This window comes from Salipiger sp. PrR007 (genome assembly GCF_010499845.1).
GTDB lineage: Bacteria > Pseudomonadota > Alphaproteobacteria > Rhodobacterales > Rhodobacteraceae > Salipiger > Salipiger pacificus_A.
Window position 1 is genome coordinate 1 of the sequence record NZ_JAAGOZ010000028.1, and the last position, 25,615, is coordinate 25,615.

Below are 25,615 nucleotides of genomic sequence, written 5' to 3' on the forward strand. Positions count from 1 at the left end.
CTGGTGACGGGCCGGGTGTGGAAGGGCACCGCCTTCGGCGGCGCCAAGGGCCGCACCGACGTGCCGAAGTTCGTCGACTGGTACATGGACGGCAAGATCGAGATCGACCCGATGATCACCCACAAGCTGACCCTCGACGAGATCAACCACGGCTTCGATCTTATGCACGAGGGCAAGTCGATCCGCGCGGTGGTGGAGTTCTGATCCATCCGGGCAACCGGCACGAAATTTCTCTCGGCGGGCGCTTGGCTTGCCGGGAGTCCCGCGCCACCCTATAGCTTCGAGGAACCGGAAGGGGACGGCGGACATGGGCCTGCGCGACAAGCTGAGGGAACTCTACGAGGGCGACGGCGATGAGGCGCATCGCTTCCGCTACGCGCTGCTCGGCTTCGACATATTCACCGTTCTCTTCGTCATCGCCACCTCCTTCACCTCGCATGGCCGCGTGGTTGAGATCATCGACGTCGCCTTCGGCTTGGTGATCCTCGCGGATTTCCTCGCCCGGCTCTGGATCGCGCCCAAGAAAACCGGCTTCCTGCTCAGTCCGACCACCGTGGCCGACCTGGTCTCGATGATCTCCTTTCTTGCGCCGCTCGCGGGCGAGGGGCTGGGCTTCCTGCGGGTGCTGCGGACGCTGCGGCTCTTGCACACCTACCAGCTCAGCAAGCGCCTGCGCGAAGACTTCCGGTTCTTCCGCCAGAACGAGGATGTGCTCATCGCGGTGGTGAACCTGATGGTCTTCCTCTTCGTGATGACAGGGCTTGTCTACGCCACGCAGTACCGGACCAACCCGGACATCGACAACTACGCGGACGCGCTCTATTTCACTGTCACCACGCTCACCACCACCGGCTATGGCGACATCACGCTCGACGGGTCCTGGGGGCGTATCATCTCGGTGCTGGTGATGATCTGCGGCGTGACCCTTTTCCTGCGCCTTGCTCAGGTGCTGTTCCGGCCGATCAAGGTGAAGAAGACCTGCGACACCTGCGGGCTTCGCCTGCATGACGCCGACGCCATACATTGCAAACACTGCGGCGAAATCATCCGCATCGAGACCGAGGGACAGAGTTGATGAGCGAGACGCTGGAGCTGCGCGCCTATGCCCCCGCCGACGCCGAGGCGGTCTGGCAGATGCTGGAGCCGGTGTTCCGCGCCGGCGACACCTACGCCATCGACGCCGACATCTCGCGCGAGGCGGCGATCGCCTATTGGACGGGCCCGGAACGCCGCGTCTTCGTCATGAGTGACGGCGCGCGCCTGCTCGGCACCTATTACATCGTCCGCAACCAGAAGGGCGGGGGCTCGCACGTCTGCAACTGCGGCTATATCACTGCGGCCGAGGCCCGCGGGCGCGGCGTGGCGCGGCGGATGCTGGCGCATTCGCTGGAGATCGCACCGAGCCTCGGGTTCCGCGCCATGCAATTCAACTTTGTGGTTTCGACCAACACCCGCGCGATCGACACCTGGCTGCGCGCCGGCTTCGAGATCGTCGGTCGCCTTCCCGGCGCCTTCCATCACCCGACACAGGGCGACGTTGACGCGCTGGTCCTTTACAAGACACTTGCGGGCAGCTGAAGCTGAGCCCGCTGAGGAGTATCCCATGCGAGACGACACCCGCCTGCTTGCGGTCCTGATCGACGCGGACAACACGTCCCCCAAATATGCCAAGGCAATCTTCGACGAACTGGCCAGCCTCGGCGAGGCCAGCGTGCGCCGCTGCTACGGCGATTTTTCCAGTCAGCAAATGGCGGGCTGGTCGAAGATCGCCGCCGAGTTCGGCCTGGTGCCGCATCACCAGCCGGCCAATACCGTGGGCAAGAACGCCAGTGACATCGCTCTGGTGATCGATGCCATGGACCTGATGCACTCGGGCCGCTTCGACGGCTTCGTGCTGGTCAGCTCGGACAGCGATTTCACCCGCCTCGCCAGCCGCATCCGCGAGCAGGGGCTCGACGTCTTCGGCATGGGCATGCAGAAAACGCCAGACGCCTTCCGCAAGGCCTGCAAGCGGTTCATCTTTCTCGAGAACCTCGACAGCGCCCCGGAAAAGGCGGCGGGCATCAAGCCGCAGAAGAGCGGCAGCCTCGAGGATGCGCGCAATCTCTTCTTCACCGCCATGGATGCGATCGAGCAGGAAGACGACTGGTACACGCTCGGCCAGCTTGGCCAGTTCATCACCGCGGCCAACCCCGATTTCGACACCCGCAGCTACGGCAAGCGCAAGCTCTCGGATCTGGTGGACGAGCTCAAGGTCTTCGAGACCAAGCGTGGGCCGGGCAACCAGATGCTGGTGCGGCGGCTCGACTGACCGGCACTCAAGCGCCGTAGCGCGCGAGGAAGGTCGCGACTGCGCCATCGACGGTGCGGGCGATCTCGGCCTCGCAGGGCGCCTTGGCCACGCCGAAGACGCAGCGGGTCCAGAGGCTGGCCTTGCAGAGCTCGGTGAACTGGTCGGCGGCGAGTTCGAGGTCGTCGATGGCGACCTCGCCGCGGTCGCGCGCGGTGGCAAGGTAGCTGACCAGCTTGCCGCGCATGGTCATCGGCCCGCTCTGGTAGAACTGCCGCCCGAGGTCGGGAAAGCGGTCCGCCTCGGCGATGCAGATTCGAAAGATGCGCTGGCCCATCTCCGAGAGCACGAACTTCAGGAAGCTGCGCGCCACCAGCGGCAGCACCTCGGCGGGCGGGCGGCTGGGGTCGATCTTCAGCATCGCCTCGTCGGCCTGCAGCGCGCATTGCCGGCTGGCCATCTCCATGAAGAGCAGCCGCTTGTCGGGGAAATAGCTGTAAAGCGTTGCCTTGGAGACCCCCGCCGCGCGGGCGATGTCATCCACATTGGCCCCTTCGAACCCGTCGCGCAGGAAGATGCTGCGCGCACCTTCCAGCACCTGCTCGAACTTGCGCCCGCGGCGCACACCAGCGGTCTCGGTCTCCATCAGGCAGCTCCTTTGTCCGGATGAGTTTAAACCGGGCAGTTCAGTTCAGGCAAGCAACATGCCGCGGGCCAAGAAGATTCTGCCGCTTGCGCATGGCGTAAACCGCTTTAGATTGGAATCATTCTAAAGTGATTACAGGCCGGAGCTTCCCATGCGATTCTTCACCCAGCGCCGTCATTTCCGCGATCTGAGCGAACAGGAGGTGCTTGCCTTGGCGATTTCCTCGGAGGAGGACGACGCGCGGATCTACCGCTCCTATGGCGAGCGGCTGCGCGCCGAATACCCCGACTCCGCGGCGATCTTCGACGGCATGGCCGAAGAGGAGGACGGCCACCGCCGCGCGCTGATCAACCTGCACCGGATGCGCTTTGGCGAGGTGATCCCGCTGATCCGGCGCGAGCACGTGGCCGGCTTCTACGCGCGCCGACCGGTCTGGCTGGTGCAGAACCTGCCGCTCGAGCGCATCCGCGATGAGGCCGAGGCGATGGAGCGCGAGGCCGAGCGCTTCTACCACGAGGCCGCCAAGCGCAGCAGCGACGCCGCCACGCGCAAGCTGCTGGGCGATCTCGCTGCCGCCGAGGCCGGTCACGAGGAGCGCGCCGGAGAATTGATCGAGAAACATCTCGACGGCGCGGCGCGCGACAGCGAGGATCGCATGGCGCACCGGCAGTTCGTGCTCACCTGGGTGCAGCCGGGGCTCGCGGGGCTGATGGATGGCTCGGTCTCCACCCTCGCGCCGATCTTCGCCACCGCCTTCGCCACGCAGGACACCTGGACCACATTCCTCGTCGGCCTCGCCGCCTCGGTTGGCGCCGGCATCTCCATGGGGTTCACTGAGGCCGCCTCGGACGACGGCGAGCTTTCGGGCCGCGGTTCGCCGCTGAAGCGCGGTTTGGCCTCGGGGGTGATGACCGCGGTGGGAGGCCTCGGCCACGCGCTTCCCTATCTCATCCCGCATTTCTGGACCGCGACGATCATCGCCTGGATCGTCGTCTTCTTCGAGCTTTGGGCCATCGCCTGGATCCAGAAGCGCTACATGGAGACGCCCTTCCTGCGCGCCGCGCTGCAGGTGGTCCTCGGCGGCGCGCTGGTGTTGGCCGCGGGTGTGCTGATCGGCAGCGGTTGAGCCCAGCGTCTGCCCGGCTCGGGTGGCGCCCTCTTCTGCCCGGTTTGCGGTCGTGGCGGGGGCGCTCGTGGGCCCGTCTGGTGATCCCCTCTGGCACCCCGCGCCCGCCCGTGGCAAACCCTTGCAAAAGCGCGAGGCCAAGGAGACGCCACCATGACCCAGTTCGGCAAAGGCTGCCACCTGCATCTGATCGACGGTTCGGCCTTCATCTTCCGGGCCTACCACGCGCTGCCGCCGCTCACGCGCAAATCCGACGGGCTGCCCATCGGCGCTGTCTCGGGCTTTTGCAACATGCTGCAGAAATACGTGGAGGACAGCTCCGGCCCCGATGCGCCGACCCATGTGGCGGTGATCTTCGACAAGGGCAGCCATACCTTCCGCAACGACCTCTACGACCAGTACAAGGCCAATCGCGAGGCGATGCCCGAGGACCTGCGCCCGCAGATCCCGCTAACCCGCGAGGCCACGATCGCCTTCAACATCGCCTGCAAGGAACTCGAGGGCTACGAGGCCGATGACATCATCGCCACGCTGTCGTGCCAGGCGCGCGAGGCGGGCGGGCGCGTGACGATCATCTCCTCGGACAAGGACCTCATGCAGCTGGTCGGCGACGGCGTCGAAATGCTGGATGCGATGAAAAACCGCCGCATCGACCGCGACGGCGTGATCGAGAAGTTCGGCGTTGGGCCGGAGCGGGTGGTCGACGTGCAGGCGCTGGCCGGGGACTCTGTCGACAACGTGCCGGGCGCGCCGGGCATCGGCATCAAGACCGCCGCGCTGCTAATCAACGAATACGGATCGCTCGAGGAGCTTCTCGATCGCGCCGAGGAGATCAAGCAGCCCAAGCGCCGCCAGACGCTGGTCGAGAACCGCGCGCAGATCGAGCTGTCGAAGAAGCTGGTACAACTCGACTGCGACACGCCGCTCGATTTCACGCTGGACGATCTCGAGGTACAGGATCCCGATCCCGAGAAGCTGCTCGCCTTCCTCGCCGCAATGGAATTCTCGACCCTCACCAAGCGCATCGCAAACACCCTCGGGGCCGAGGCGCCGGTGATCACCGAGGCCAAGGCCCCGGCGGCCAATGCGCCCGCAGCCGCGGATGCGCCCGAGATGCCGCCCATCGACCCCGCCAACTATACTTGGGTCAAAAGCGCCGCCGACCTCGCGCCGTGGATCGCGCAGGCGCGCCAGCGCGGCTGGGTGGCGGTGGACACCGAGACCACGGGCCTCAACGAGATGACCTGCGAGCTGGTCGGTATCTCGCTGGCCATCGAGCCGGGGCAGGCCTGCTATATCCCGCTGGCGCACCGCGCGGCGGGGGGCGAGGCGGATCTCTTCGGTTCGGACGATCTCGCCGAGGGGCAGATGCCGATGAACGAGGCGCTCGACCTGCTCAAGCCGCTGCTGGAAGACCCGGCGGTGATGAAGATCGGCCAGAACATGAAATACGATGCCAAGGTGCTGTCGCGCTACGGCATCGGCGTCGCGCCAATCGACGACACCATGCTGATCTCCTATGCGCTGAACGCCGGGCTGCACAATCACGGCATGGATGCACTGTCCGAGCGCTACCTCGGCCACGTGCCGATCCCGATCAAGGACCTGCTCGGCTCGGGCAAGAAGATGATCACCTTCGACCGGGTGCCGATCGAGGACGCGGTGAAATACGCCGCCGAAGACGCCGACATCACCCTGCGCCTGTGGAAGCTGCTGAAGCCGAGGCTGCACCAGTCCCGTGTCACCCGCGTCTACGAGGGCACCGAGCGCCCGCTGGTGCCGGTGCTGGCCGAGATGGAGCTTGCCGGCGTGCAGGTGGATCGGAACACGCTATCGCGCATGTCCACCGCCTTTGCCCAGAAGATGGCAGGGCTGGAGGCCGAGCTGCACGAGCTGGCGGGGCATTCGTTCAACGTCAACTCCCCGGCGCAGGTGGGCGAGATCCTCTTTGCCGAGATGGGGCTCGAGGGCGGCAAGAAGACCAAGACCGGCGCCTGGTCGACACCCGCCGAGGTGCTGGAGGATCTGGCGACCGAGCATGACTTCGCCGCCCGCGTGCTGGACTACCGCCAGCTGCAGAAGCTGAAGTCGACCTATACCGACGCGCTGCAGGAGCACATCAACCCCGAGACCGGTCGTGTGCACACCTCCTATTCCATCGCCGGGGCCAATACTGGCCGTCTCGCCTCGACCGAGCCGAACCTGCAGAACATCCCGGTCCGCTCGGAAGAGGGGCGGCGCATCCGCGAGGCGTTCGTCGCGCCCGAGGGCAAGGTCATCGTCTCGCTCGACTACAGCCAGATCGAGCTGCGCATCCTCGCACATATGGCCGATATCGACGCGCTGAAGCAGGCGTTTCGCGACGGGCAGGACATCCACGCCATGACTGCGTCCGAGATGTTCGGCGTGCCGATGGAGGAGATGACCTCTGAGGTGCGCCGCCGCGCCAAGGCAATCAACTTCGGCGTCATCTACGGCATCTCGGGCTTTGGTCTTGCCCGCAACCTGCGGATCCCGCGTGGCGAAGCGCAGGCCTTCATCGATCGCTATTTCGAGCGGTTCCCGGGCATCAAGACCTACATGGACGACACCATCGCCTTCGCCAAGGAACACGACCGGGTCGAGACGCTCTTCGGCCGGGTGATCCACACGCCCGAGATCAACGCCAAGGGACCGCATGCCGGGTTTGCCCGCCGCGCGGCGATCAACGCGCCGATCCAGGGCACGGCGGCGGATATCATCCGGCGGGCGATGATCCGCATGCCTGCAGCGATCGAGGGCCAGCCCGCCAAGATGCTGCTGCAGGTCCACGACGAACTGATCTTCGAGGTTGCCGAGGAGGGGGTCGACAAGCTGATCGCCACCGCGCGCGAGGTCATGGAAGGTGCCGCCGAGCCGGTGGTGAAGCTCGACGTGCCCTTGGTGGTGGACGCCGGGCAGGGCAAGAACTGGGCCGAGGCGCACTGAGCCCCGGTCATCGCGGCAAAGAAAAACGGCGTCCCCGCGGGGACGCCGTTTCTGGTTTCAGCGGCAGCTTCTGGGGCAGGGGGCTCAGAGCAGCCCGGCCTGTTTGAACAGCTCGGGCAGGCTGGCCTCGGGGCGCGGTCCCATGTGGGTGATCACCTCGGTCGCGGCCACGGTGCCCATGCGGCCCGCGGTCAGCATGTCGGTGCCCGTCGCGAGGCCATAGAGGAAGCCCGCGGCGAACTGATCACCCGCGCCGGTTGCGTCGACAGGAACGATCTTGGTCACGGGCACATCGGTGCGCACGCCATCCTTGACGATGGTCACCCCGTCGCCAGAGCGGGTGCAGATCACCAGCGGGCAGATCGCCGCGACTCGTTGCAGGTCTGCCTCCAGCGAGTTGTCCTGATAGAGCGAGCGGATCTCGGCCTCGTTGCCGATCACGTAGTCCATCTCGTGCTCGATGAGCTGCAGGAAGTCCTCGCGGTGGCGTTCGACGCAGAACGGATCCGAGATGGCGATGCCGGCCTTGCCCCCCGCCGCGCGGCAGGCGCGGGCGAGGCGGATGAAGGCCTCCTTGCCCTTGTCCTTGTCGAAAAGATAGCCCTCGAGGAAGACGATCTCGGCTTCGGCGGCGACCGCCTCATCCACATCTTCCGGCCCCAGCTCGGCCGAGATGCCGAGGTAGGTGTTCATCGACCGCTCGCCGTCCGGGGACACGAAGATCATCGAGCGCGAGGTCGGCAGCTCGCCGCCGGGCACCGGCGGGTTGACGAAGGCGGTGCCGTCCTTCTCCATCGCCTCGGCGTAGAAGCGCCCCAGAGCATCGTCATGCACGCGGCCGATGAAGGCGGTGCGCAGCCCGAGATTGCCGAGGCCTGCGAGCGTGTTCGCGACCGAGCCGCCGGGGGCCTGCACGCGCCCGTCCATGGCGCCGTAAAGCAGTTCGGCGCGCTCGCGCTCGATCAGCTGCATGATGCCCTTGGTGATGCCCATGTGCTCGAGAAACGAGTCATCGGCCCGCGTCAGCACATCGACGATGGCGTTGCCGATTCCGACAACCTGGTACTTCTTCATAGGGTCTTTTCCTCGAACTGGCAGAGGTCGCGGATCAGGCAGGCCCCGCATTTGGGCTTGCGAGCGACGCAGGTGTAGCGCCCGTGCAGAATCATCCAGTGATGCGCATGCTGCTGGAAATCCACGGGGATATTGTCTTCGATGGCGCGCTCGACAGCGACCACGTCCTTGCCCGGACAGACGCCCGAGCGATTGCCGAAGCGGAAGATATGCGTGTCCACCGCCTGCGCCGGGTAGTGCCACCACATGTTGAGCACGACGTTGGCGGTCTTGCGCCCGACGCCCGGCAGGCTCTCCAGCGCGGCGCGCGAGCAGGGCACCTCGCCGCCGTAGTCCTCGACGAGGATCTTCGACAGCTTCATGACGTTCTTGGCCTTGTTGCGGTAAAGCCCGATGGTCTTGATGTGCTGGGTCAGGGCCTCTTCGCCCAAGGCGAGCATCTTCTCGGGCGTGTCGGCGATCTTGAACAGCGCGTGCGTGGCACGGTTCACACCAGCGTCCGTCGCTTGCGCAGAGAGCGCCACCGCCACAACCAGCGTGTAGGCGTTGACGTGATCGAGCTCCCCCTTCGGCTCCGGTTCGGAGGCGTGAAAGCGGGTGAAGATCTCGCGGATCGTGTGATAATCGAGCTGCTTGGCCATGTTTGAGCTATGCAACGACGGGCTCCGTGCCGCAAGTCCGGCGTCTTCTCTTTGACAAATACGCCTGCGGTGCCCGCGCCGCTTGCGCAACATTCGGGTCGCGCGATACGCCCGTTTCCCGCTATTCCAGAGGTGAGAGCATAGGAGGCCGCGATGGGCGAGCTTGCACAGCAGGGCTACCACTTCCACGTCATGCGCCGGGCGATCGAATTGATCGACGCGGGCGGCCCGCAAATGACGCTCGAGCGGCTGGCCGACGAGATGGACATGAGCCCGGCGCATTTCCAGCGCCTCTTTTCGCGGTGGGCGGGAGTCTCGCCCAAGCGGTTCCAACAGTATCTCGCGCTCGGCCATGCAAAGGCGCTGCTGTCGGAACGCTTTTCGACGCTGGAGACCGCGCATGCGGCGGGGCTCTCGGGCGGCGGGCGGCTGCATGACCTCTTCCTGCGCTGGGAGGCGATGAGCCCCGGCGAGTTCGCCCGGGGAGGGCAAGGGCTGACGATCTTCTGGGGCTGGTTCGAGAGCCCGTTCGGCCCGGCGCTGGCCATGGGCACCGAGAAGGGCATCTGCGGCATGGGGTTTGCCGCCGAGGCAGGAGAGGAAGAAACCTTCCGCGACCTGCTCGCCCGCTGGCCCAAAGCCGAGTTCATCGAGGACCCGATGTTCTTGCGACCTTGGGTGCTAGCTGCCTTCGGGGTGCAGCAGCAGGGCGAGGTCCCGATCTATCTCATCGGCGCGCCCTTCCAGATCAAGGTCTGGGAGGCGCTGATGCGCATCCCCTCGGGCCATGTCACCAGCTATTCGGAGATCGCCGAGGCCATCGGCAGCCCGCGCGCGGTGCGTGCCGTGGGCACGGCAGTGGGGCGCAACCCGGTCTCGTGGCTGATCCCCTGCCACCGGGCGCTGCGCAAGTCGGGTGGGCTGGGGGGCTATCATTGGGGCCTGCCGGTCAAGCGGGCGATACTCGCCTGGGAGTCGGCGCGGCTCGAGGCGGAAGAGCGCGCGCTCTGAGCAGGAGATGTTGCAGCCATGGGCGGAGACTTGCCAACATTGTGCGTGGACGGCCATTGGCGAAACGGCGCGGCGCACTATAACTGGGGCACACCCAGTTTGGGCAAATGACACGAGGCATTACATGTTCCGGGCAAAGACCACAGTTTTCCTGACGCTTGCAGCAGCCATGGCGCTGACCGCCTGTACTGACGTCAACGACCCCAACCGCCAGGCGAAGAACGGCGTGATGATCGGCGCGCTCGGCGGCGCCGTCGCCGGCCGCGCCATTGGCGGCAACAACGACGACGCGGTGAAGAACGCTCTGGCCGGTGCGGCTGCGGGCGCCATCGCCGGCGGCCTCATTGGCAACAATCTCGACAAGCAGGAAGCGGCTCTGCGCCAGCAGCTGGGCAACAACGTCGGCATCACCAACACCGGTGACCGCCTGATCGTGACCATGCCGCAGGACATCCTGTTCGCCACCGACAGCGCCTCGCTGCGCCCCGACCTGCAGGGCGATATCGCCACCGTCGGCCGGAGCCTGCTCGAGTACCCGAACACCACCGTGCAGGTGATCGGCCACACTGACAGCGACGGCGCAGCCGCCTACAACCAGTCGCTGTCGCAGCGCCGTGCGTCTTCGGTGGCCGCACTGCTGATGCAGCAGGGTGTTCCGTCGTACCGCGTGCAGGCTATCGGTCGCGGTGAAGACCAGCCGATCGCGTCGAACCTGACGCCGGAAGGCAAGCAGCAGAACCGCCGCGTCGAGATCGTCATCCTGCCGAACGGCTGATCCGCGCAGCACAGCGTGCAATCGAGAAGGGTGCTCCGGGAGACCGGAGCGCCCTTTTTTGCTGTCATCGGGCAGAGGGTCAGCAGCCGGTGCCGACCCAGACCACCTTCGCCGTCCGCAGCAGCAGCTTGAGGTCGGTGACCAGCGACACGTCGCGCAGGTAGTCGGTGTCGAAACGGGCACGTTCGGTGAAGCTGGCCTCGTTGCGCACAGACGTCTGCCAGAAGCCGGTGATGCCGGGGCGCAGCGCGTAATAGGCAGTGCCGGGGTAGATCGCCCGTTGCTCGACCATCATCGGACGCGGACCGACAAGCGACATGTCACCGCGCAGCACGTTCCACAGCTGCGGCAGCTCATCGATCGAGCTCTTGCGGATGATCCGCCCGATCGGGGTGATCCGGGGGTCGTTGCGCAGCTTCTGGGCGAACTCCCATTCCATGCGCGCCTGTGGGTGGGAGCGCAGATGCGCTTCGAGAAGCCGGTCGGCATCGGGGACCATCGAGCGCAGTTTCCACATGTGGAAGACGCTGCCATTCCGCCCCACGCGCTTCTGCAGGTAAATCGGTGAGTGACCGTCCCGCGCGATGAGGGCGGCGCAGATCAGCACAACGAGGAGCGCAGGAAGCGCGAGCAGCAGAACGAGGGTCACGTCGAGCAGGCGCTTGAACAGGGAGCGGTAGGCGATGTGACGCGGCGCGCCCGACAGCGTTTCGTCGATCAGTGTCTCGAGTTCGAGCACCGCACTGCGCGGCAAAGAAACATGCGTCGTCAATTCGACCTCCTCGAGGGTCATCGACGGAAGCGCTGCAAGGCGGTGGGGCTCTCCGGCAGAGGCTCGGCATGCACGGACCCGGCGCATTGCCAGGCGGCAATACGAGACGCAGGTTCCCGATCATGTCCGAGTGTTAGTTCCGAAAGACCTTCAGCAAACTCGCAAACACTCCCAAAAGTGGAAGCACCAACCCCCAGTGCCGACATGTGGCCGAAATAAGGCGTTCGACCGACAGGACCGGTTATGCATCCGCCTGCCGTACGCGTCAACGCAACCTTTGGAGTGCAACTCGGGGACGAATGGGTAGGGTCCGGGCGCGGATGGGGAGGGCTGCGCCGGGCAAGGCGGGAGACGCCCGCAAGACGCGCTGGGCGAGCCTGGAGCGGCGGCGTAGTGACCGGTTTATCATCCTGCAGTCGGAAACAGTTTTCGCTCCCGCATATGCCGGTGTGCGCACAGGCACTGGACAATCTGCGTCTTCAAGACGGACTGTTGCAACAACTTCGCAAGTTCCGGCCGCTGTCCCGTCGCGGCGCGGTTCTAAAGCCGAAACAGTTCCGCATGGCGTGTCACGCCGTGTTCCGCAGTGTCACACGGGGTGAGCTATTGAGCGGCCTGTGGACTGGGTGGATCTGGGCGACACGCAGGGGGTGAGTGGAGTCGCTCACGAAATGTTACAAGCGTATGCTTTACGAGAGGTTTAGGTCCGAATCACACCGCGGGTTCGCCGAAAATCTGCCTCAGAAAGCGCAATTGATGTCATAATTTGATGGATGCGGACGGGGAGTATGGCGGTCCTGCCTTGCCACGCGCAGTTGCATGGCGCCGGGCTCGGGCCTATGTGCGGGCGTGCGGGTGAGTTGCAAGCGAAAGGGCCGTCATGGCGAACCATCTTTATCAGGGGGATCTGCCGGACGGGCTTGATCTTGGTCCGGCCGTGGCCATCGACTGCGAGACCATGGGGCTCAACCCGCAACGGGACCGGCTCTGCGTGGTGCAGCTCTCTGGCGGCGACGGCGAGGCCCATCTCGTGCAGATCGCCCGTGGACAGACCGAGGCGCCGAACCTCTGCCGCCTGCTCGAGGATCCACAGGTGCTGAAGCTCTTCCACTTCGGCCGCTTCGACATCGCCGCCATGTACCATGCCTTCGGCGCTCTGGCCGCACCGGTCTATTGCACCAAGATCGCCAGCCGGCTGGTGCGCACCTATACAGACCGCCACGGGCTGAAGAACCTCACGCACGAATTGCTCGGCGTCGACATCTCGAAGCAGCAGCAGTCGAGCGACTGGGGTGCCGCCGAGCTCAAGCCCGCGCAACTCGACTATGCCGCCTCGGACGTGCTGCACCTGCACCGCCTGCGCGCGGTTCTGGACGCGATGCTGGAGCGCGAGGGGCGCCGCGAGATCGCCCAGGCCTGTTTCGAGTTCCTGCCGACCCGAGCGAAGCTCGACCTCGCCGGCTGGCCGGACACTGACATCTTTGCCCATGTCTGACCGATGGTGCAGCGCGGGGACACATACTCACGGCTGATCGCCTGGCTGAAGCTGCTCCTTCCGCTGGTGGCGTTGGCGTCGCTTTCGACGCTGTTCCTGCTGTCGCGCGGCTCGCAGACTTCGCAGGATCTGCCCTTCGCCGAGGGCAGCGTGCCGGATTCGGAAGTGGTGATGGCGCCGCAATACGCCGGGACCACGGCGCGCGGCGATGCCATCACCATGACCGCACAGCGCCTCCGCCCAACGGGCAAACGCGAGGGCGAACTGGAGGCGGATGGCTTTTCCGCCACCATGGACATGACCGACGGCAGCCATCTGACGCTCGACGCCGACCTCGCCACGATCCGCGAGGAGGAGAAGGGCGCACTGCTGCAGAAGAGCGTCCGCATCACCAGTTCCGCGGGCTACGAGATGGTCACCGAGAAGATGCGCACCGCGCTCGACCGGATCGAGGCGGAGACGCTGGCTCCGGTCAGCGGAGAAGGGCCGGCCGGCCGTTTCACTGCGGGTCGGCTCAAAATCACCTCTTCCGGCGAAACCGATGACGTGCAACTGCTTTTCACCGATGGCGTGAAGCTGATATACGATCCGAAAAAGAAGTGAGATCCCGATGGTCCGCAGTGTCGCCCTGATGATTGCCCTCTTCGCCTGGAGCGGGCTTGCCGCTGCCCAGGGCACGCAGGTGGCCTTTGGCGGCATGACGCAGGACACCAGCGCGCCGGTCGAGGTCACCGCCGATCAGCTCGAGGTCAACCAGACCGACGGGACCGCGCTCTATACTGGCAATGTTGTCATCGGGCAGGGCGAGATGCGCCTCGCCGCGCCGCGGGTGCTGGTGGTCTATGCCGAAGGGCAGGACGGCGGCCAGGGTCGGATCCAGCGCATGGAGGCCAGCGGCGGCGTCACGCTGGTCAGCGGCGAGGAAGCCGCCGAGGCCGAACGTGCCGATTACGACATCGATGGCGGCACCGTGGTGATGTCCGGCAATGTCCTGCTGACACAGGGGGGCAACGCGCTGACTTCCGAGCGCATGGTGGTGAACCTGACAAACGGCACGGCGCAGATGGCCGGGCGGGTGAAGACGGTGATCAATCAGGACGGCAGCGGGCAGGGACAGAACTGATGGCGCGTCCGACGCTCACCGTCACCGAAGGCAGCCACGGCCTGCGGATCGATCACCTGCGCAAGAGCTACCGCAAGCGCACGGTCATCCGCGACGTTTCGCTCAAGCTCGACCGCGGCGAGGTCGTCGCGCTGCTCGGGCCAAACGGCTCCGGCAAGACCACGACCTTTTATTCCATCGCCGGCCTTGTGAACCCCGAGGGCGGTCAGGTCACCATCGACGGGCGCGACGTGACCTACCTGCCGATGTACCGCCGCGCGCGGCTCGGCATTGGCTACCTGCCGCAGGAGAAGTCGATCTTCCGCGGCCTCTCGGTCGAGGACAACATCGCCGCGGTGCTCGATATCGCCGAGAGCGATCGCCACCGCCGCCGCGAGCGGCTCGAGGAGTTGCTCGGCAGTTTCTCGATCGAGCATCTGCGCCGCGCGCCGTCGCTGGCGCTGTCGGGCGGCGAGCGGCGCCGGGTCGAGATTGCCCGCTGCCTCGCAGCCAACCCCAAGTACCTGCTGCTCGACGAACCCTTCGCCGGTGTCGACCCGATCAGCGTCGGCGACATCCGGCATCTCGTGGCCGATCTGAAGAAGCGCGGCATTGGCGTGCTGATCACCGACCATAACGTTCGCGAGACGCTCGAGATCGTCGACCGGGCCTATATCCTGCACGACGGGCATGTGCTCATGTCGGGCACGCCGGCCGAGGTGGTGCAAAACGAAAACGTGCGCCGCGTTTACCTAGGTGAGAATTTCCGCATCAGCTGACGCGATTCTCCGAGCGAATCCGCCTATGATGGGCTCACCCGTTCGCGACAGATCATTGACAAATCGGGGGCTGCTGACCTCAAATGAGTGTATGACGCACCGTTATTCTGCAGCTCCGGAACTCGCGTCCCCTGAGGAGAGGGACTCCCGGATCCATTCTGCAGCGGGCTTGCGTCACCCCTGATCCGCACCACATCTGAGGCAGCCCTAGGGCTGGATGCGAACGGATCCAAAGAGAGAAGGAACAAAGATGCGCTATCAGATCACAGGAAAGCAGATCGATATCGGCGACGCACTTCAAACCCATGTCAAACAAGAGCTTGGCACGGTATTTGGCAAGTACTCCGGGCGTCCGACCGATGCGACTATCACCTTTTCCAAGAGTGCGCATGAATATGTCTGCGAGGTCACGGTTCACCTCTCTACAGGGCTGACCACCTCGGCCAAGGACAAGGCGACCGAGATCTACTCAGCCTTCGACGGCTGCGGCGAAAAGATCGACAAGCAGCTGCGGCGCTACAAGCGGCGGCTGAAGGACCATCACAAGGATCGCGCGGAGCCCGTTGAACTCCACAACGCGGCCTCGTATATCCTCGCCCGCGAAGAGGACTCTCAGGACTACGACGAGCCCGACACGCTGCAGCCGATCATCGTGGCTGAGATGGAAACCAAGATTCCCTCTCTGACCGTCGGCGAAGCCGTTATGCAGATGGAACTGGCCGGAGCTCCCGTCCTGGTCTTCCGCAATGATAAGAAGGATGGCGTGAACGTCGTTTATCGGCGTGAAGACGGCAATATCGGCTGGATCGATCCGTAAGGGATGGGGCAGTCGGTGGATCGGCGCCTTCGAGCAGACAGTAAAGGGCGGTCAATGACCTTTCTTGAACTCCTGAAACCGCAGGCCGTGAAGGTCGTCGGGGCGGCAAGCAGCAAGAAGCGGCTGATGCATGACATCGCTGAGCTGGCCGAATCCGCCTATGGCATTCACGCGGCCTCGGCCGTGGAGGCTCTGATGGAGCGCGAAAGCCTCGGACCCACTGGTGTGGGCCACGGCGTGGCGCTGCCGCATGCCCGTATCACCGGTATCGACCGGGTGCACGGCGTGTTCATCCTGTTGGAGAAACCCGTCGAATTCGAGGCGGTGGACCGGCAACCGGTGGACATCGTCTTTGCCCTTTTCGCGCCGGAAGATGCCGGCGTGGAGCACCTGAAGGCGCTGGCGCTGGTGTCGCGTTCGCTGCGCGACGCGGCGCTCTGCACCAAGCTGCGGGCGAACCCCGATCCGTCGACGCTCTACGCTGTGCTGACCGAGGACCGCTCGTCGCAGGCGGCCTGAGCTGGACAGACAGGACATTCCAGAGGAGCGGGCCGAGAGGTCCGCTCCTTGTCTTTTCCGTGTCCGGCTCGGGGGAGACCGGTTCAACCCAGATCGCCAAAGCCGAACATCAGGTAATCGCGCTGGTAGGCCTCGCGGGCGAGCGATTCCAGAGAGGCGTCGTAGATGTCCGCCAGCGCGTAGGGTGCGGCATCCTGCTGCGGCTCGGCCTCCGGTTCAGGGGGCGCGGCGTGGCCAACCTGCATCGCAAGAGCCGGCAGGTAGATGGCCATCTCCTCCTCGCGGACGATCATGTCGGGCAGGGTGAATTCGGCCATTCCCTGCAGGCATTGCGCCTGCGAGGCCCAATGGCCGTCGACCCGCACCGCGGTCTGCCCGGCGAGGTTGGCCTTGAGGAAGACCAGGAAGGCGGCAAAGGCGTCGCGGTGCTGGGCGAGGCTGTAGCCGGCACCGGGCGCACCCTCGGGCAGGGGCAGGCCATGGGCGCGGCGCAGGGTCTTGCGGATGCGCCCGAAGCTGCCGGGACCGGTCGACAGGATACGGCTGCAGAAGGCCTCATGGGCGCGGGCAAGGGGATGGCGGATCACCGTGAAGCTGCGGTGCCCGGGCCGCGCGCGTTTCCATTGGCGCAGGGACTTTTGGCTGAAGTCGCCGGTGAGGGCCTCGTCCTCGACCAAGTCGAGGGCGCAGAGCCAGCGGCGCACGGTGCCGGTCGGGCCGGAGTGGATCGGCATGTAGAGCAGCGGCGTCTCGGCAGCGGCGACATAGCCCGGCACCACTGGCCCGCGCCTCGGCTCGAAATTGGGGGTGCGGGACAGGTTAAACCGGTCGAGCCGGGTCAACGCGCGCTCCATCTCGCCAGCATTGGCGACTTTCTCGATTACCGGCTCGGGGTTCTGCCGCTTGAGCTTGCCGTCAAGCGACTCGAGCCGCGACGGTGTGCCGAGCCATTTGGCCAGCCCGTTCATCACCTCGAGGCTCTGCAGGTCCTCGTAGCCCACGTAAAAGGCCGTCTGCCCGCTCACCTGCAGCGCGGTCATCAGCCGGAGCTGGAAGTCCTGCAGACGCGCCAGATGCGTTTCGAACTCCGCGCCGTCGAAGGTGGCCTGCGCGTCCTTGCGCTTGCTGACGTTGGTCAGCTTCCACTGGCCGGTGGTCTGGGCGATCTTCCAGCTGACGTAGCTTTCCACCGGGTTGCGGGTCAGCACGATCTTGGCGACGCGCTCGTCGTCCAGCAAAGGCTGCAACACCCGAGGGTCATGGTCGTGGAAGAAACGGAAGCCGCCCATCCCGGGCGTCTCCTGCCGGATCGCTTGCAGGAGACGGACCGGATCGGCTTCGCGCTCGGGCTGGCTGATCCCGAGGATATCGCTCGCGTTGGGATAGCCGATGAAATGCGGATTGAAGGCCTCGCCGTGGCAGGTGACGCCGTCCAGCGCGTTGAGGTTGGCCTCGAGGAAATTCGAGCCGGTGCGCATCTCGGCAAAGACGACGAAACTGTCGAAACGATCGGACATGAAAACTCAGTTCTTCACGAGGTAGGGCTTGCGGGTGGGTGCGGCGGTGGGGCGTGGGGCCGGCTCGACCGGGAAGTCGCCCATGAGGTAGGGGTGCATCCCTTGGTTCTTGAGGTTTTGCAGGAAGCGCCCGAAGCCGTCGAGGTCCCGCAGCACCGGTGCTTCGGCAAGCCGGCGCGGTTCCTTCTGGCCGATCTCATCGAGGATCAGCTGCAGCGGCTCCATCGGCGCCTCGATGAACTCGGCCATTGTCCAGATGCGGATGCGCGCCTTGGCCTCGGGCGAGCGCAGCTCGTCGAGCAGCAGGTGCTCGGCCCTCTGCAGCGCGGCCGCCTCGGCGCGGAGGGTGGAGAAATCCCCGCCCGCGCGGAACAGCGGCACGGCCCAGGCGCCCGAGATGACGCTGATCTGCGCATTGGGATCGCGTGCGAGGTCCCACATGATCTCGGGAGCATCGTGTGGGCCGAACTGGAAGCACTGGCGGGTGCCACGGGTGTTCCAGATGAGGTTGGTCAGGAAGGCCCGGTGGTTCCAGTCGCGCAGCGCGGCGCTGTCCGAAAGCGCGCCGCTCAGAACGCGCTGCCCTTCGGCGAACCCCGCCCGCTCGGGGGCGAAGAGGTGGCCATGCACCTGCGCACCGGTTGCGCGGGCGAGCCAAGGCTCGAATTCCTCGAAGAGCTCGGAAAACCCCTGGAAGACCGAATACGGCCCGGCGGTCATCCCGTTTTCCCAACCGAAGTTGGGGAAGCGCGACTGCATGTAAAGCCCGGCGCGGCCCCGGGTCCGCCGGTCCACCGCCTTGGCAAAGACGCGGTCGATCTTGCCGGGCTTCGGCTCTTGCCGGTTGGCGAGGCTTTCGGGGTGGTTGAGGAAGGCGTCATAGAGACGCCTCGCATACGGCCAGATCTTGCGCGCAACGAAACAGTCGGAGCGGCGCAGGAGCTGCAAGTGGTCGTCGTAGAAGGTGTGCGGCTTGCCCTGGAAGTCGAACTTCGACAGCGTCAGCGACCGGCTTTCGATATTGCGCGAATGCAGGCGGGCGAGGGACTGGAAGTAGCTCTCGTCTGGGATCCAGACGCGGCGGAAATAGCGCTCGTGCCGGCGTCGCTCCGGCGAGGAGAGGATCGCCGACAGTGTGTGCCGGGTCAGACACCACCATTGGCTGCCCATGTGCGGCACCACGCCCCTGGGGATACGGCGGCTCACGCGGAGCACACGCTGCACCTCTACCAGCCGGTCGAAGAGATAGCGGTTCCGGCGCCAGGAGAAGGGGAAGAAGAGGGTGAAGCGCTCATGGTCGAGCCCGCCCACGGTCCAGGGCACATCGGCGGTGGTGGCGCTTTCGATGAAATCGGTCTGCGGGCGCGCGTCGAGGTAGTCGATCAGCTCCTCCACCGGGCGAAGCGGCAGGCAGGAACCCGAGGTTAGATAGACATGGCGCACGCCCTCGAAGCGCTCGAGCATCAGCTCGGCGGCGTCCTGGCTGGCGGCGACAAGCCCCCAGGTGCCCCAGTCGCAGCGATGGCGGCGCGAGAACAGTGTCTGCGGCAGGTCCGACAGCGCCGTGGTGAAGGCGGAATAGGTTTTCCTTGCCACCTTCTCGTCGACATGGATCACCACGGGGCAGCCCGCCTTCGCCCAGTGCCGCGCCACCTGCTCGGCGCGGTCGAAGGCGGTGTGCACCAGCATGACGATCCCGACGCTCATGCCCAGTTGCCCTTGGACATGAGGCCGAGGATCTCGAGCTGGCGCCAGTTGATGTACTTCTCGGACCACTTGCACCAGAGATCCGGGTTGTCGCGGATGCCGTCCGCGTAGGCGATGTACTCGGTCGAGCCCGCGTAGTGCTGTTTGCGGCTCAGCTCTTCCTCGGCCTTGGCATTGAACGTGTCGAGGAACTTGGTGTGCAGCAGCAGGCCCGAGGCCTTCTCTCCTCCCCATTCGTCATAGACGAGGTTCAATCCGCGCGGCAGCAGCATGTGTGTAGAGCTGACGTAGGTGTAGCGCCGGTCCCATTTCACAAGCGGCACCTTGTTCAGCGCCGGGGCGCGCTCGGGCTGGTCCGGAAAGAACACCCGCGCCCTCGGCCCGCCCTGGATCCAGAGGTTTCCGAAGCGCTTGTTGCGCTTCACCGAGTAGTTGCCCGAGTCGAACCACGACGCGATCTCCAGCGGATCCTGCCCAGCGGTGTAGGGCTGCGCGTCGAGCCGCCCCTTGGGATACATGTCGAGCAGCATGGCCGAGAAGCTCTTGATCGACGAGGCGTCGAGCCAGTCGGTCAGGGCACGCAGCGGGCGGGTGTCACAGAACGGGTAGAGGAAGAGCTCGTCGGGATCGACCACCAGCACCCAGTGCCCGTCACCATAGGTGCGCAGCAGCCAATTGATCCAGTCCATGCCGAAGCGCGCGCGCTTGTAGCTGGCCCGCGTGTGCCAGACCGACACGTCCTCTTGCCGGGCGAGATAGTCGAGCGAGCCATCGGTGCTGTCGTTGTCGACCATGACGAAATGGTTCACGCCCATGTCGCGATAGTACTCGAGGAACCACGGGAGGCGCACACCCTCGTTCCGGGCAGTGCAGAAGACAATAAGGTCAGAAGGACGGATGCGGTCGGTGCGGTCGGAGACGCAGCGCAGCTCGCGCCGCTTGCGCAACGCCCGGATCAGCCACCGCTTGCGCTGCAGCCGAAGCCTGTATGACTGCCATGCACCCACAACACTTCCCTCGTTCGGGGCAGGGCCCCGGAGCCGGCCCCCCGGCATCGGCTCGGGCACCGGCTATCAGATCAGGGTTAACACGGCTTTGAAATGGGAGTCCCACGTCGGCGGGAGATACCCTGCCTGCGTGGCATCCGCCTCGTCCGGTTGCGCCCGATACCCCTTGGCCATTTGCCTTATTCTTGCGGCCCAAAGATATCGGTCCGATTCGTCTGCGTAAATGGGTATATCGCCAAGTACTTCGCGCAGGACCGGAAGTGGCGCAGCGAGCACGGGCACGCCGAGCGCGGCGGCTTCGACCGGGGGCAGGCCGTAGCCTTCGGCATGGCTGGGGAACAGCAGCCCGGCGCTCCGGGCGAGCAGACCTGCGATCTCGGCGTCGTTGAGGCCCGGGAGCTCGTGCACATTCGCGATGCCGGCGTCGAGGGCGGCGAAGACCTCGGTATTGTTCCAGCCGCGTGCGCCGCAGATGAGTAGATGCGCGGGCGGGGTCAACTCGCGCCAGATATCCAGAAGCAGAGCGTGGTTCTTGCGCGGCTCGATGGTGCCGAGGACGACGAAGTAGGGCGCATTGGCCCATGGCCCCTCGGGCGGAATGCCGATGGCGTGCGGCTGGACGCCCAGATGCGCGACGACAGTCTTGGGCAGAAGGGGTGGGCCAAGGTGCCGGGTCATGTCGGCGCGGGTCACCTCGGAATTGCAGATCACCAAATCGGCATTTTCAGCGACACGTTGCAGGAAACTGGCGAAGCGCTGGGCGCTGCCCGCGCGCTGGAACTGCGGCCAGTCGAGCGGAATGGTGTCGTGCAGCAGCACCGCGATGCGGCTGTCCTCGACGCGGTGCAGCGCCGCGACGACCTGTTCCGAGAAGTTGGAGTGCCCGGTATTGAGATAGACCGCTCCCGCGGGCAGGTGGCGCCGGAGCATGCGTCCCAGCGTTGCGGGAATGGCGCGCGCAAGGGCGCTGGCTCGGAGCGCGGTCTCAGCCCCGGCGCGGCGAGGGTCTCTGCGCCGGGCAAGTCGGCCCAGCACGTCTGGTTCAGGCCAGTCCCCCGCATCCAGCCGCCGCTTCAGCGCGCGGCACCCCGCACCGTCGAGCAGCAGGTAGCCCAGCGAGGTTCTCACCAGGCCAAAAAGCGGAACCGGCTCCTGCAGGAGCCGGCCCAGGTAGGCGTATTCCACACGGTCCACCCCGGTCCTAACCCGGCCCGCGCGGCTGACCAGTCGGGTCAGGTCGAGCAGCCGGGCGGGGGGGTTGGTCTCAGTGATCGTAGTGCCCATTGAGATGCCAGTTCCAAGCATCGGCGATCATCTGCGGCATGGTCGAGCGCGACGGCTCCCAGCCGAGCTCGGCCAGCGCCCGCGTCGAGCCCGAGACCAGCTTGGTCGCATCCCCCGCGCGGCGCGGCCCTTCGGAGTGCGGCACCTCGCGGTTGGTCACCGCGCGCGACGCGTCAATCACTTCGCGCACCGAGAAGCCCTTGCCCGTGCCGAGGTTGAAGACCGAGGACGGCTTGCCCTGTTCAAGCCATTTCAGGCCCAGCACATGCGCGTCGACGAGGTCCATCACATGCACGTAGTCGCGGATACAGGTGCCGTCGGGCGTGTCGTAGTCCGTGCCGTGGATGGTCAGCGCCGGGCGCTTTCCGTCGATGGCCTCGAGCATGACCGGAATCAGGTGCGTTTCGGGACGGTGGTGCTCGCCCACCTCGCCCTCGGGATCGGCGCCCGCGACGTTGAAGTAGCGAAAGATCACGTGGTTCAGCCCGTCAGAAGCGGCGAAGTCGCGCAGGATATTTTCCACCGCGCGCTTCGAGGCGCCATAGGCGTTGAGCGGGATCTGCGGCGTCTCTTCGTCGAGCACCACGTTGTCATGCTCGCCGTAGGTGGCGCAGGTCGAGGAGAAGACGAAACTCTTGCAGCCAGCGGCGCAGGCGGCCTCGATCAGCGTCAGCGAGCCCTCGACGTTGTTGCGCCAGTAGAGGCCGGGCTGGGACATCGCCTCGCCGACCTGGCTGAGCGCGGCGAAATGCATCACCGCGACCGGCTGGTACTTTGCAAAGACCTCGTCGAGCCGCGTGCGATCCGAAAGGCTGCCCTTTTCGAAGGGGCCGAATTTCACCGCCTGCTGCCAGCCGGTGACAAGATTGTCGTAAGCAACGGGCGTGTAGCCCGCCGCCTTGAGTGCCTTGCAGGCGTGCGAGCCGATGTAGCCCGCGCCGCCGGTAACCAGAACGTTTGTCATGGAATGCTCAGGCGTGCCTTATTGCGCGGCTTTTCGCGCGGACATGACCTCGTGCAGGTAGCCTTCGAGATCGTCGCGCAGTTCGTCGCGGCTGAGGCCGAAGGAGACGGTGGCCTGCAGGAAGCCGGCCTTGGAGCCGCAGTCGAAGCGCTGGCCGTTGAAGCGGAAGCCGTAGACGCCCTCGTCGGTGCCGATCTGCTTGGCGATGGCATCGGTCAGCTGAATCTCGCCGCCGGCGCCGACCTGCTTGTCCTCGAGGTTCTGCAGGACCTGCGGCGACAGGATGTAGCGGCCGATCACCGCCAGGTTCGACGGCGCCGTGCCGGGCGCGGGCTTTTCGACCATGCCTTTGACCGAGACCAGCGAGCCCATGTCTTCCTGCACGTCGAGGACGCCGTAGGACGAGGCCTTGTCGGCGGGCACTTCCATCGCGGCGACCATGTTGCCGCCCACTTCCTCGTAGGCCTCGACCATCTGCTGCAGGCAGGGTTTGTCGGCGGCGATCACGTCATCGGGCAGCATCACCGCGAAGGGCTCGTCGCCGATCAGCCGGCGCGCGCACCAGATCGCGTGGCCGAGGCCGAGCGCCTTATGCTGGCGGATGTAGGCGATCTCGCCCGAATCCATGTTGGTGTCCTGCAGGATTTTCAGCAGCTTATCCTTGCCCTTGGCTTCAAGCTCGCGCTCGAGCTGCGGGGCGTGGTCGAAATAGTCCTCGAGCGCGCCCTTGCCGCGCGAGGTGACGAAGATGAATTCCTTGATGCCGGCGGCGCGCGCCTCGTCGATGGCGTATTGAACGAGCGGGCGGTCGACCAGGGTCATAATTTCCTTGGGCACCGACTTGGTTGCCGGAAGAAAACGGGTGCCGAGACCGGCGACGGGGAAAATTGCTTTGGTAACCTTGCGGGACATGGGAGGTGCTCCTGGTACTTTCTCTGGGCCTCGGGCCCGAGAGTGAATCAATTAATCAACAGCATATTGCTGCGATAGCGTAAAAGTAAATCTAGCGTCTATGGAAGAGCAAAGACCCGATTGAGCCACGGACTTTCTCGGTGCGAGAGATTTCTTTGCTCGTGCGGGATTCGAAACTCTGGAAACGAAGAATTTTTCCTGTCCTTTCGCTGCGCCCGAACAGCCCGCCGGCCTGTTCCCAGAATCCGCCGGGATGGAAGCGCAGTTGGTGGAAAATCGCCGTCCGCGAGAAACGGTAGACTGTGACAATGTGCTGCTCTTCGGCGTATTGTTTCGCCTGCATTCGCAGCGCCCGGCGCTGCGCTGCGCGGCCCGCGAGGGCAATGCGCTTTGCAGCGTGACGCCCGGGGTAGGGCAGAAATGGCGCAACCGGGGCAGAGAGTGGCGTCATTCCGCTGCCTGCGGGACGCTGGGCGCCGTCCTGCCAACCACGGTCCAGTCCCCGCAGCAGCCGCGCCACGTCGTCCGCGCCGAGCGGGCCGCGCTGCATGCACCGCAGCAGACGCGCGCGCTGCGCTTCGCGGAGTCGCGCCCAGGCGGCCCTGCGTTCGGCTTGCGGGCAATGCCGCTCGAGAAAGCAGCGAATCGAGGCGCCGATCTCGGTCAGGTCGCGCGGCGTGCGGTCCGCGCCCCGGCGCGGGCTTGCGGCGTAGCCGTGATGCACTTCGGCCAGCGGAGCGACGGCGACAAGATGGCCCGCCGCGGCGTGGCGCAGGTCGAGGTCGGTTTCATCGAGGTAGAAGCGGAAGGCCGAATCGAAGCCCCCCAACGCGGCGAGCGGCGCGCGCCGGTGCGCCATGTTGGTGCCCTGCAGCTTCACCGTCTCGCCGGGCGGAAGTTCGAGCAGGTGCGGGCCGGGGGCGTCCAGCCCAAGGTCGCGCTCGCGCAGATCGCGCGTCACCGAACGGGCGCGCCACTGGAAAGAGATGCCGTTGCGCCCGCGCACGAAGCCGCCACAGGCGGCGACCCGCGGATCGGTGAAGGGGGCGCAGAGGTGATGCAGCCAGAGCGGCTCGGGCACCGCGTCGTCATCGAGGAAGGCGACGATCTCGCCCGCCGCCTGCGTGATGCCGAGATTGCGGGCCGCTGAGATGTTGCCCTCGTCGAACTGCACGAGCTTGATGTGCGGCCGGTCGGCCCGGGCCGCGACGACAGCGGCCCCGGCGGGGCATGCGACCACCACCACCTCGAAGGCGGGGTGGTCGAGCTGCGAGACGCCGGTCAGGCAGAGATCGAGCGCCGCGGGGCGTCCGCGGCTCACGACAACCACGCTGACCGGCAGGGCGGTCATGCCCGCCTCAGCCCTCTTTCAGTGCGACGTCGGGCGAGTAGGCGATGAAGAACGGGTTGGCGAAGCCGGGCTTGCCGTAGGCCAGCGGGGTGTGATCGTCGAAACGCACCACGCGCCCGCCCGCGCCTTGCAGCACGGCCTGGCCGGCGGCGGTGTCCCATTCCATTGTCCGCCCGAGACGCGGGTAGATGTCCGCCTCGCCGGTGGCCACGAGGCAGAATTTCAGCGACGAGCCGGCGCTCTTCATGTCGGCGGTGCTGTACTTGTTGATGTAATCGTCGGTCGCCTGATCGCGGTGGGATTTCGAGGCGACGACCAGCAGCGCCGAATTGTCGGGGGTCGAGACCCTGATCGGCTTGGTCTCGCCGGGGGTCTCCTTGTCGAAGGGGCCCAGTTCCTCGACCGAATTGCCGACGCTGTCGGTGTAGAACATGCGCTCCTTGGCCGGGGCGTAGACCACGCCGAAGGTCGGCACGCCGTCCTGAACCAGCGCGATGTTCACGGTGAAATCGCCGCGGCGGTTGACAAATTCCTTGGTGCCGTCGAGCGGATCGACAATGAGGAAGGTCATCGCCTGCACGTCGTGGCTGTCGGCCTGTTCCTCGGTGACCAGAGGCATGTCGGGGAACGCCTCACGCAGGCCGGCCGAGATCAGCGCGTCGGCGGCTTCATCGGCTTCGGTCACCGGGCTGGAGTCGGACTTGGACTTCACTTCAAAATCGTCGGAGTTGTAAATTTCCATGATCTTGTCCCCCGCTTCGAGCGCGAGACGACGGATCACGGCAACAAGATTTTCATAATTCAAAGAGCTACTCCTTTCCGCAGCGCGGATTTATTGATTTGAAGGCCTGCGACTCTT

Annotated in this window: 25 protein-coding genes and 1 pseudogene; 14 read left to right on the forward strand and 12 right to left on the reverse strand. The window is 65.6% G+C overall.

Annotated features, from left to right (window positions below; translation table 11 throughout):
* The 4 genes and pseudogenes from G0Q01_RS12755 to G0Q01_RS12770 form a co-directional block, all read left to right on the forward strand.
* Positions 1-204: pseudogene (locus tag G0Q01_RS12755) on the forward strand (S-(hydroxymethyl)glutathione dehydrogenase); the annotation flags it as partial.
* A gap of 103 nt (positions 205-307) precedes the next feature.
* On the forward strand, positions 308-1,075 hold the full coding sequence (locus tag G0Q01_RS12760; RefSeq protein WP_164195011.1) for a potassium channel family protein: 768 nt from the start codon (positions 308-310) through the stop codon (positions 1,073-1,075).
* A complete protein-coding gene (locus tag G0Q01_RS12765; protein ID WP_235940116.1) occupies positions 1,075-1,578 on the forward strand; it encodes a GNAT family N-acetyltransferase in 504 nt (167 codons plus the stop codon). Before G0Q01_RS12760 ends, G0Q01_RS12765 begins: the two co-directional genes overlap by 1 nt.
* Before the next feature lie 25 nt (positions 1,579-1,603).
* The gene (locus G0Q01_RS12770; RefSeq protein ID WP_108964513.1) at positions 1,604-2,311 is read left to right on the forward strand and encodes an NYN domain-containing protein; all 708 of its coding nucleotides are present in this window, start codon (positions 1,604-1,606) and stop codon (positions 2,309-2,311) included.
* Positions 2,312-2,318: 7 nt separating this feature from the next.
* On the opposite strand, the gene G0Q01_RS12775 is transcribed toward G0Q01_RS12770, so the two are convergent.
* Complete coding sequence (locus tag G0Q01_RS12775; protein WP_164195014.1) at positions 2,319-2,936, reverse strand: TetR/AcrR family transcriptional regulator; 618 nt, start codon at positions 2,934-2,936, stop codon at positions 2,319-2,321.
* A 151-nt stretch (positions 2,937-3,087) separates the two neighbouring features.
* Between G0Q01_RS12775 and mbfA the strand changes: the two genes are divergently transcribed.
* Entirely contained in the window at positions 3,088-4,062 is a 975-nt protein-coding gene (gene mbfA, locus G0Q01_RS12780) for an iron exporter MbfA (RefSeq protein ID WP_164195016.1), read from the forward strand.
* Positions 4,063-4,215: 153 nt separating this feature from the next.
* Positions 4,216-7,029, forward strand: a complete 2,814-nt coding sequence (gene polA / locus G0Q01_RS12785; protein WP_164195018.1) for a DNA polymerase I — start codon at positions 4,216-4,218, stop codon at positions 7,027-7,029.
* 84 nt (positions 7,030-7,113) lie between these two features.
* Here polA and G0Q01_RS12790 read toward each other — a convergent pair whose 3' ends face one another.
* A complete protein-coding gene (locus G0Q01_RS12790) occupies positions 7,114-8,103 on the reverse strand; it encodes an adenosine kinase (protein WP_164195021.1) in 990 nt (329 codons plus the stop codon).
* Complete coding sequence (gene nth, locus G0Q01_RS12795; protein ID WP_108964518.1) at positions 8,100-8,744, reverse strand: endonuclease III; 645 nt, start codon at positions 8,742-8,744, stop codon at positions 8,100-8,102. The genes G0Q01_RS12790 and nth overlap by 4 nt, the downstream gene beginning before the upstream one ends.
* A 153-nt stretch (positions 8,745-8,897) precedes the next feature.
* On the opposite strand from nth, the gene G0Q01_RS12800 reads away from it, so the two are divergent.
* Together G0Q01_RS12800 and G0Q01_RS12805 are read left to right on the forward strand one after the other, a co-directional pair.
* Positions 8,898-9,755, forward strand: coding sequence for a bifunctional helix-turn-helix domain-containing protein/methylated-DNA--[protein]-cysteine S-methyltransferase (locus tag G0Q01_RS12800; RefSeq protein ID WP_164195023.1), 858 nt, complete (start codon positions 8,898-8,900; stop codon positions 9,753-9,755).
* Positions 9,756-9,879: 124 nt separating this feature from the next.
* A complete protein-coding gene (locus tag G0Q01_RS12805) occupies positions 9,880-10,530 on the forward strand; it encodes an OmpA family protein (RefSeq protein WP_164195025.1) in 651 nt (216 codons plus the stop codon).
* A gap of 79 nt (positions 10,531-10,609) precedes the next feature.
* Here G0Q01_RS12805 and G0Q01_RS12810 read toward each other — a convergent pair whose 3' ends face one another.
* Positions 10,610-11,302: a sugar transferase gene (locus G0Q01_RS12810; RefSeq protein WP_235940118.1), complete on the reverse strand. Its 693-nt coding sequence runs from the start codon at positions 11,300-11,302 to the stop codon at positions 10,610-10,612.
* Between the two features lie 880 nt (positions 11,303-12,182).
* Here G0Q01_RS12810 and G0Q01_RS12815 point away from each other — a divergent pair.
* From G0Q01_RS12815 to G0Q01_RS12840, 6 genes are all read left to right on the forward strand, one after another.
* Entirely contained in the window at positions 12,183-12,797 is a 615-nt protein-coding gene (locus G0Q01_RS12815) for a ribonuclease D (RefSeq protein WP_108964522.1), read from the forward strand.
* 3 nt (positions 12,798-12,800) lie between these two features.
* Positions 12,801-13,400 (forward strand): LPS export ABC transporter periplasmic protein LptC, encoded by a 600-nt coding sequence (gene lptC / locus G0Q01_RS12820; RefSeq protein WP_108964523.1) that lies wholly within the window; start codon positions 12,801-12,803, stop codon positions 13,398-13,400.
* 7 nt (positions 13,401-13,407) lie between these two features.
* Positions 13,408-13,920, forward strand: coding sequence for an LptA/OstA family protein (locus G0Q01_RS12825; RefSeq protein ID WP_108964524.1), 513 nt, complete (start codon positions 13,408-13,410; stop codon positions 13,918-13,920).
* Positions 13,920-14,678, forward strand: coding sequence for an LPS export ABC transporter ATP-binding protein (gene lptB / locus G0Q01_RS12830; protein ID WP_108964525.1), 759 nt, complete (start codon positions 13,920-13,922; stop codon positions 14,676-14,678). Before G0Q01_RS12825 ends, lptB begins: the two co-directional genes overlap by 1 nt.
* Before the next feature lie 250 nt (positions 14,679-14,928).
* Positions 14,929-15,495 (forward strand): ribosome hibernation-promoting factor, HPF/YfiA family, encoded by a 567-nt coding sequence (gene hpf, locus G0Q01_RS12835; RefSeq protein ID WP_108964526.1) that lies wholly within the window; start codon positions 14,929-14,931, stop codon positions 15,493-15,495.
* A 54-nt stretch (positions 15,496-15,549) separates the two neighbouring features.
* Positions 15,550-16,014, forward strand: a complete 465-nt coding sequence (locus G0Q01_RS12840; protein WP_164195030.1) for a PTS sugar transporter subunit IIA — start codon at positions 15,550-15,552, stop codon at positions 16,012-16,014.
* A gap of 83 nt (positions 16,015-16,097) precedes the next feature.
* On the opposite strand, the gene G0Q01_RS12845 is transcribed toward G0Q01_RS12840, so the two are convergent.
* The 8 genes from G0Q01_RS12845 to cysQ all read right to left on the reverse strand — a co-directional run bounded on the left by G0Q01_RS12845 (position 16,098) and on the right by cysQ (position 25,561).
* Entirely contained in the window at positions 16,098-17,531 is a 1,434-nt protein-coding gene (locus G0Q01_RS12845; protein ID WP_164195032.1) for a nodulation protein NodH, read from the reverse strand.
* Between the two features lie 6 nt (positions 17,532-17,537).
* Positions 17,538-19,238 carry a beta-1,6-N-acetylglucosaminyltransferase gene (locus G0Q01_RS12850; RefSeq protein WP_164195034.1) on the reverse strand — a complete coding sequence of 567 codons (1,701 nt, stop codon included), beginning with the start codon at positions 19,236-19,238 and terminating at the stop codon, positions 17,538-17,540.
* The gene (locus G0Q01_RS12855) at positions 19,235-20,245 is read right to left on the reverse strand and encodes a glycosyltransferase family 2 protein (RefSeq protein WP_164195037.1); all 1,011 of its coding nucleotides are present in this window, start codon (positions 20,243-20,245) and stop codon (positions 19,235-19,237) included. Before G0Q01_RS12855 ends, G0Q01_RS12850 begins: the two co-directional genes overlap by 4 nt.
* 66 nt (positions 20,246-20,311) lie before the next feature.
* On the reverse strand, positions 20,312-21,430 hold the full coding sequence (locus tag G0Q01_RS12860) for a glycosyltransferase family 4 protein (RefSeq protein ID WP_370526730.1): 1,119 nt from the start codon (positions 21,428-21,430) through the stop codon (positions 20,312-20,314).
* 79 nt (positions 21,431-21,509) lie between these two features.
* Positions 21,510-22,493 carry a UDP-glucose 4-epimerase GalE gene (gene galE / locus G0Q01_RS12865; protein ID WP_108964532.1) on the reverse strand — a complete coding sequence of 328 codons (984 nt, stop codon included), beginning with the start codon at positions 22,491-22,493 and terminating at the stop codon, positions 21,510-21,512.
* An 18-nt stretch (positions 22,494-22,511) separates the two neighbouring features.
* Complete coding sequence (gene galU / locus G0Q01_RS12870) at positions 22,512-23,405, reverse strand: UTP--glucose-1-phosphate uridylyltransferase GalU (RefSeq protein ID WP_164195041.1); 894 nt, start codon at positions 23,403-23,405, stop codon at positions 22,512-22,514.
* Positions 23,406-23,496: 91 nt separating this feature from the next.
* A complete protein-coding gene (locus G0Q01_RS12875; RefSeq protein ID WP_164195044.1) occupies positions 23,497-24,756 on the reverse strand; it encodes a glycosyltransferase family 2 protein in 1,260 nt (419 codons plus the stop codon).
* A gap of 7 nt (positions 24,757-24,763) precedes the next feature.
* Entirely contained in the window at positions 24,764-25,561 is a 798-nt protein-coding gene (cysQ, locus tag G0Q01_RS12880; RefSeq protein WP_108964535.1) for a 3'(2'),5'-bisphosphate nucleotidase CysQ, read from the reverse strand.
* Between the last annotated feature and the right edge of the window lie 54 nt (positions 25,562-25,615).

What these genes read in the sequence shown, in the direction of transcription:
- lptB (WP_108964525.1), top strand. Translation starts at nt 13,920, where the DNA reads ATGGCGCGTCCGACGCTCACCGTCACCGAAGGCAGCCACGGCCTGCGG.
- polA (WP_164195018.1), top strand. Translation starts at nt 4,216, where the DNA reads ATGACCCAGTTCGGCAAAGGCTGCCACCTGCATCTGATCGACGGTTCG.
- G0Q01_RS12875 (WP_164195044.1), bottom strand. Translation starts at nt 24,756, where the DNA reads ATGACCGCCCTGCCGGTCAGCGTGGTTGTCGTGAGCCGCGGACGCCCC.
- G0Q01_RS12770 (WP_108964513.1), top strand. Translation starts at nt 1,604, where the DNA reads ATGCGAGACGACACCCGCCTGCTTGCGGTCCTGATCGACGCGGACAAC.
- G0Q01_RS12850 (WP_164195034.1), bottom strand. Translation starts at nt 19,238, where the DNA reads ATGAGCGTCGGGATCGTCATGCTGGTGCACACCGCCTTCGACCGCGCC.
- G0Q01_RS12775 (WP_164195014.1), bottom strand. Translation starts at nt 2,936, where the DNA reads ATGGAGACCGAGACCGCTGGTGTGCGCCGCGGGCGCAAGTTCGAGCAG.
- G0Q01_RS12765 (WP_235940116.1), top strand. Translation starts at nt 1,075, where the DNA reads ATGAGCGAGACGCTGGAGCTGCGCGCCTATGCCCCCGCCGACGCCGAG.
- G0Q01_RS12800 (WP_164195023.1), top strand. Translation starts at nt 8,898, where the DNA reads ATGGGCGAGCTTGCACAGCAGGGCTACCACTTCCACGTCATGCGCCGG.
- galU (WP_164195041.1), bottom strand. Translation starts at nt 23,405, where the DNA reads ATGTCCCGCAAGGTTACCAAAGCAATTTTCCCCGTCGCCGGTCTCGGC.
- lptC (WP_108964523.1), top strand. Translation starts at nt 12,801, where the DNA reads ATGGTGCAGCGCGGGGACACATACTCACGGCTGATCGCCTGGCTGAAG.
- G0Q01_RS12845 (WP_164195032.1), bottom strand. Translation starts at nt 17,531, where the DNA reads ATGTCCGATCGTTTCGACAGTTTCGTCGTCTTTGCCGAGATGCGCACC.
- mbfA (WP_164195016.1), top strand. Translation starts at nt 3,088, where the DNA reads ATGCGATTCTTCACCCAGCGCCGTCATTTCCGCGATCTGAGCGAACAG.
- nth (WP_108964518.1), bottom strand. Translation starts at nt 8,744, where the DNA reads ATGGCCAAGCAGCTCGATTATCACACGATCCGCGAGATCTTCACCCGC.
- G0Q01_RS12815 (WP_108964522.1), top strand. Translation starts at nt 12,183, where the DNA reads ATGGCGAACCATCTTTATCAGGGGGATCTGCCGGACGGGCTTGATCTT.
- hpf (WP_108964526.1), top strand. Translation starts at nt 14,929, where the DNA reads ATGCGCTATCAGATCACAGGAAAGCAGATCGATATCGGCGACGCACTT.
- galE (WP_108964532.1), bottom strand. Translation starts at nt 22,493, where the DNA reads ATGACAAACGTTCTGGTTACCGGCGGCGCGGGCTACATCGGCTCGCAC.
- G0Q01_RS12840 (WP_164195030.1), top strand. Translation starts at nt 15,550, where the DNA reads ATGACCTTTCTTGAACTCCTGAAACCGCAGGCCGTGAAGGTCGTCGGG.
- G0Q01_RS12790 (WP_164195021.1), bottom strand. Translation starts at nt 8,103, where the DNA reads ATGAAGAAGTACCAGGTTGTCGGAATCGGCAACGCCATCGTCGATGTG.
- G0Q01_RS12805 (WP_164195025.1), top strand. Translation starts at nt 9,880, where the DNA reads ATGTTCCGGGCAAAGACCACAGTTTTCCTGACGCTTGCAGCAGCCATG.
- G0Q01_RS12760 (WP_164195011.1), top strand. Translation starts at nt 308, where the DNA reads ATGGGCCTGCGCGACAAGCTGAGGGAACTCTACGAGGGCGACGGCGAT.
- G0Q01_RS12825 (WP_108964524.1), top strand. Translation starts at nt 13,408, where the DNA reads ATGGTCCGCAGTGTCGCCCTGATGATTGCCCTCTTCGCCTGGAGCGGG.